Origin of the sequence: Arenibaculum sp., assembly GCF_035998295.1 — a bacterium.
GTDB lineage: Bacteria > Pseudomonadota > Alphaproteobacteria > Azospirillales > Azospirillaceae > DASYHS01.
In genome coordinates, this window is sequence record NZ_DASYHS010000054.1 from 1 (window position 1) to 4,269 (window position 4,269).

Sequence of the window (4,269 nt, forward strand, 5' to 3'; positions counted from 1 at the left end):
CGATCTTCTGACGTTGGATGAAAATCGTACCTTCGTTGATTTGCAATACACTCCCTTTATAGTGATCGGTGATCATTACGTCGTCGCACCCCATGTTGTAGCGGCCTCGAATCTGGTTCGAAACATCATCTGCGCGAATAATCGCCGGCCTGATCTTGTTGCCGGAGTCATCGATCCTATGCAGCAAGCGGTCGTCGATGCTCTGGAAAGTGCAGGCTTTAAGGTCTGCGCGGAAGCTAAGCCAAAAATTGGCGGCAAGGAACTGGAGACAGACATCGTTGCTTGGCGAGATGACATTCTTTTCCTGTTTGAGTGCAAAAATGCCTATCATCCTTGCTCTGCACACGAGATGCGAAACAGTTTTGAGCACATAGACAAGGCCCGTGGGCAGCTCGATATCCGCAGTGATGCGTTTCGACAACCTGACAACCAGAAGATCCTGTTCAAAAAGCTGGGATGGAACTTGGTGCCGACAAGTAAAGTCTATACCGGTATCATAACGGCCAATCGCGTTTTCCATGGTGCGCAACTGAACGGCCACCCGGTGCGGCAGGCTCACGAGTTCATTAACGTCGTCCTCCGCGGAGAGATCGGCGGTTGGGAGGAAGAACTGAGTTTCTGGAAAGGACCCGAGTTTCAAACTGCTGATCTGGTATCATACCTAAAAGGTGAGACGGTGATTGCCGATCAAATGTCAGCCCTCAAGCCTTATAACCACCATTTCGAGTTCGGTCCGCGCGCTCTCAATTTCTTGACCTATCAGATGGACCTTGCCGTGTTGGCCGATAAAATAAGGTCAAGCTGCCACGTCAGCGGAGTCGTTAACGCCTCGTCTCAATTGCATAACTGACCGCTTTTGCCTCACCCGGTGCGACGCAGACACCTCGCCCAAGGCCCGTTATCCGGAATAGGCGCCGATCTATTGAACGCCCGGGAAGGGCGCTTTCCCGCCGCGCGAGATAAATTCAGTGCTGGAGATTTCCTATCGACAATTGGTGCAACGCGATCGTGGTCGAGTGTCTGTAGTAGGTCAATAGCGGTCACCCAACCTGTGGTACATGTAGCGATAAGACGACTTTGCCGTATCGGGACCGGCCCCACACCCTCGATCCCGAGTATGCAGATACCCCTTGGCCTCTGATACTCTCCCCCGACGCGGCCGGCGGAACGGCCGCGGGAAACGAAGATCGAGGGGAGGGTACACCCATGAAGAAGCTGCTTCTTGCAGCAGCGGTCCTGGCCGGCGCGATGACGGCGCTGCCGGCCGGCGCCGAGACGATCACGGTCGCGCTGATCCGGCTGTCCTCGTCCGGGCCGCTGTTCATCGCCCAGGAGAAGGGGCATTTCGCCGCCGAGGGGCTGGACGTCGAGTTCGTCTATGCCGATGCCGCTTCCAAGGTGCCGGTCGCCGTGGTGTCGGGCGATGCCGATTTCGGCGTCACCGGGCTGACCGGCGGCTTCTACAACCTCGCCGGCAAGGGCGCGCTGAAGATCATCGGCGCCCAGTCCCGGGAGGAGCCGGGCTACAACCTCGTCGCCTACATGGCCAATCCCGACGCCTTCGACGCCGGGCTGAAGACCCCGGACGACATCGAGGGCCGCACGATCGGCATCACCACCGTCGGGTCGACCTTCCACTATTCCGTCGGCGCGCTGGCCGGCAAGGCGGGCTTCGACCTCGCCTCGGTGCGCCTCGTGCCGCTGCAGTCGCTCGGCAACATGGGCTCGGCCCTCACCGGCAAGCAGGTCGACGGCGTGCTCGCCCCGGCCAACGTCGCCTACAAGCTGGAAGGCGAGGGGGCCGGCAGGATCATCGGCTGGGTCGGCGACGTGACGCCCTGGCAGCTCGGCGCGCTGTTCACCTCGACCCGCACGATCGAGGAGCGCCGCGACCTCGTCGAGCGTTTCGTCCGCGCCTACCGCAAGGGGGCCGCGGACTACCACGCCGCCTTCCTGGGCAGGGGGGCCGACGGCAAGCCCGTCCAGGGCGAGCGCTACGACGAGATGCTGGCGGTGCTGGCCGAGTACACGCAGCAGCCGGCCGCGCAGATCGCCCAGGGCCTGCCCTATATCGACCCGGAAGGCCGCCTCGACGTCGGCAGCATCCACGACCAGATCGCCTGGTGGCAGGAGCAGGGCCAGGTCGATGCCTCCGTCCGGGCCGACGACATCCTCGACCTGACCTTCGTCGACGGCCATTTCAACCTGCCTGCCCGCTGAGTCCCCGATGAACCGTGGCCTGGAGCTGACCGTCGCCGGGCTGAGCCACAGCTACGGCGACCTTCGGGTCCTGGACGGCATCGACCTGACGGTCCGCGAGGGCGAGCTGGTCGCCCTGATCGGGCCGTCGGGATGCGGCAAGTCCACGCTCCTCTCGATCATGGGCGGCATCCTGCGGCCGGAGACCGGCTCGGTCCTGCTGGGCGGCCGGGTGCCCGAGGGATGCCTGAACCCGCTGACCTACGTGTTCCAGGACTTCGCCCTGCTGCCGTGGCGCACCGTGCGCGGCAACGTCGCCCTGGTGCTGGAGCATCACGCGTTGTCCCGCGACGAGCGCCGGGCGATGGTCGACGACGTGCTGCGCCGGACCGGCCTGCTCGACTTCGCCGAGGCGCTGCCGCGCCAGCTCTCCGGCGGCATGCGCCAGCGGGTCGGCATCGCGCGCGCCCTCGTCGTGCGTCCGGCGGTGCTGCTGATGGACGAGCCGCTGTCGGCCCTCGACGCCCAGACGCGCGAGCTGCTGATGGAGGACCTCGTCTCGCTGTGGCTGCGCGAGCGGGTGACCGGCGTCTACGTGACCCACAACCTCGCCGAGGCGCTGCGCCTGGCGGACCGGATCGTCGTGCTGTCGCGCCGGCCGGGGCGCATCCGCGACGTGGTCCCGGTCGCCATCCCCCAGGCGGAGCGGACGCGGCCCGTGGCCCAGGGCGAGCTGGCCGCCCTGAACGAACGGCTGTGGCACCTGATCAAGGCCGAGGCCCAGGTCGCCGAGCGGGAGGTGATCGATGACTGAGGTATCCGCGATCCCGGCGGCCGTGCCGGACCGGCGGCCGGTCCCGCACCGCGGCGGCGGCTTCGTCGCCCGCAGCCAGCCCTGGGCGCCCTGGGCCGCCTTCGCCGTGCTGGTGGCGCTGTGGGAGGGGGCCGTGCGCGGCGGGCTGGTCAGCCCCGTGTTCCTGCCGGCTCCCAGCCACGTCGTCGCGGCACTCTACGACCTGTTCGCCCGCGGCACGATCTGGCGCCATGTCGGCGACAGCCTCTACCGCATCGTCCTCGGCTGGCTGGCCGGCACGGCCGCCGGCCTGGCTGCGGGCTTCGCGGTCGGCATCTTCTCGACCGCGCGCGCGGCCGGGCTGCCGCTGGTCTCGGCGCTGTTCCCGGTGCCGAAGATCGCGCTGCTGCCGCTCCTGATCCTGTGGCTCGGCATCGGCGAGGCCTCGAAGGTGGCGACGATCGCGCTCGGCGTCTTCTTCCCGACCGTGATCGCGACGTATAGCGGCGTCGACGGCGTGGCGCGCAACCTGATCCGCATGGCCCAGAGCTTCGACCTGCCGCCGCGCGCGATCCTGGTCAAGGTCGTGCTGCCGGGCACGCTGCCCGCCATCCTCTCGGGGTTCCGGATCACCGCCTCGATCGCGCTGATCCTGCTGGTCGCGGCCGAGATGATCGGCGCGGAATACGGCATCGGCGCCTTCATCCTGGCGGCCGGCAACCTCTACCAGACCGACCAACTCCTGGCCGGGGTCGCGATGCTGTCGGCGCTCGGCCTCCTGATCCACACCCTGCTGTCGCGACTGGAGCGCTGGCTGCTGAGATGGCGCTGAACCTCGGAACCCGCATCCGCCGGCGCACGGCGCCCGAACCGGTCGTTCTGGACTGCGACCTGTGCGTCGTCGGCTCGGGTGCGGCCGGCATCTCGGCGGCGCTCGAGGGGGCCCGCCTCGGCCGCAGGGTCGTCCTGGTCGACGCCCAGCCGGCGCTGGGCGGCCAGGCCGTCAACGGCATCGTCGGCACCTTCTGCGGCCTGTTCTCCAACGGGCCGCGGCCCCACCGCGTCACCTACGGCGTCGCGAGCGACCTGCTGGACGCCCTCGGCCGTGCCGGGGCCGCGTCGCCGCGCCGGGCGCGCAACAGCATCATCGTCCATTACGACGAGACCGCGCTCGCGCGCTGGATGGAGCAGGCGGTGTCGGCCGCGGGCGTCGTCCCGCTGCTGGGCGCCGTGCTGCGCGAGGTGGCGGTCGAGGGCCGCCGGCTGACGCGGCTGCG

At 67.2% G+C, this 4,269-nt stretch carries 5 protein-coding genes; all 5 read left to right on the top strand.

Features of this window, described 5'->3' with window-relative positions:
• A partial coding sequence (locus VGO20_RS05935) for a hypothetical protein (protein WP_327501383.1) occupies window positions 1-850 on the top strand: 850 nt, incomplete at its 5' end.
• Window positions 851-1,206: 356 nt separating this feature from the next.
• Window positions 1,207-2,220: an ABC transporter substrate-binding protein gene (locus tag VGO20_RS05940; RefSeq protein WP_327501384.1), complete on the top strand. Its 1,014-nt coding sequence runs from the start codon at window positions 1,207-1,209 to the stop codon at window positions 2,218-2,220.
• Window positions 2,221-2,227: 7 nt separating this feature from the next.
• Window positions 2,228-3,013: an ABC transporter ATP-binding protein gene (locus VGO20_RS05945; RefSeq protein ID WP_327501385.1), complete on the top strand. Its 786-nt coding sequence runs from the start codon at window positions 2,228-2,230 to the stop codon at window positions 3,011-3,013.
• Window positions 3,006-3,824 (top strand): ABC transporter permease, encoded by an 819-nt coding sequence (locus VGO20_RS05950; protein ID WP_327501386.1) that lies wholly within the window; start codon window positions 3,006-3,008, stop codon window positions 3,822-3,824. The genes VGO20_RS05945 and VGO20_RS05950 overlap by 8 nt, the downstream gene beginning before the upstream one ends.
• Window positions 3,815-4,269 (top strand): FAD-dependent oxidoreductase (locus VGO20_RS05955; protein WP_327501387.1); only part of this gene is annotated, 455 nt, incomplete at its 3' end. The genes VGO20_RS05950 and VGO20_RS05955, both read left to right, overlap by 10 nt.